Source organism: Terribium retamae, assembly GCF_022347545.1.
Taxonomy (GTDB): domain Bacteria; phylum Pseudomonadota; class Alphaproteobacteria; order Rhizobiales; family Rhizobiaceae; genus Mesorhizobium; species Mesorhizobium retamae.
In genome coordinates this window covers 1-1,093 of sequence record NZ_JAKREW010000117.1, presented here as the reverse complement: position 1 = coordinate 1,093, position 1,093 = coordinate 1, and the positions used below count along the sequence as shown (strand labels likewise).

Below are 1,093 nucleotides of genomic sequence, written 5' to 3'. Positions count from 1 at the left end.
GCAGCGATGGCGACGATTGGCTTTTTGCCGTTGCCGACGAGACGGCTGTAGAAGGCTGCGAACTGGCCATGGCCAGCTGCGGCGCGCAAGGCTGGCATGAAGAGGATGGTCCTGACGTCGGGTCGACCGCCATGCATCTTGCGATAGCCGCGTTTGAGGCCGCTGTCGTTGGGGTGGGGTGCGAGGTCGGCAAGGCTTGCGGCCTGGCGGCGCGTCATCGAGCCGAGTTCCGGCAGCGAGGCGATCAGGGCCACGGCGCTGATCGGGCCGATGCCGTCCATGCTGGTCAGCACGGCGGCACGCTGCTTGAGGGCTTCGGCCTGATTGACCAGGGCTCGCATGGCCGTCTCGATGGCCTTGATCTGGCGCTCGATAACGGCGATGAGGCTCTTGAAGAAGCCTGCCAGCGCCTTGTTGGAAGGCGCCTTGGCGCGGTTGTTCTCGGCGACCCGCATGGCGACGAGTTCCTGGCGACGCCTGACCAGTGCCCGCAGTCTGATCTCCTCGGCGTCGGGAGCCCGCCACAAGGCCAGGATGCGCCAGCGTTCACGGCCGTAGGCGGCGAGCATGGCGGCATCGATGGCATCGGTTTTGCCGTTGGTGCCAAAAGAGCGGATGAAGCCCTTGAGCTTGTTGGTGTTGGCACGGTGGCAGGCGATGCCAGCCCGCAGGGCTTCCGAAAGCAGCACCAGCTCATGGCCACCCGTCGGCTCGCAGACGATGAGGACGGTACCGGCGTATGCGCCGCGCGCGAGGAAGGCGCGGATGGCGGCGCGGCTGTTGGTGATGGTCACGGCCGCCTTGGGCGATCCTTCGCTGATGGTGATGCTATCCTTGGCCACGTCGAAACCGAGGCAGCGGGACGGTTGTTGATGCAAAAAGGCCATGCCGATGCTATCCTTGCTGAGCTTCGGATTGTTTGCGGGCGTGGCGGCGAGGCCAGAGGCCCCATCAACTCTCCAAGCGATGGCGGAAAAGACGGCGGAGACCCATGATGAGGCCGGGTGCTACCCAATCCTGAGGACGGTCGCCCGCCGCCGAAGCTGCCGGCTATGCACGGCCGGTAGCTTCGGCCGCCAATCTACACCAACCC

At 65.6% G+C, this 1,093-nt stretch carries 1 protein-coding gene; it reads right to left on the bottom strand.

The features are described from left to right. Nucleotides 1-887: IS110 family transposase (locus L4923_RS30785; protein WP_239370882.1), on the bottom strand; the 887-nt coding region annotated here is incomplete at its 3' end. Nucleotides 888-1,093 lie beyond the last annotated feature (206 nt).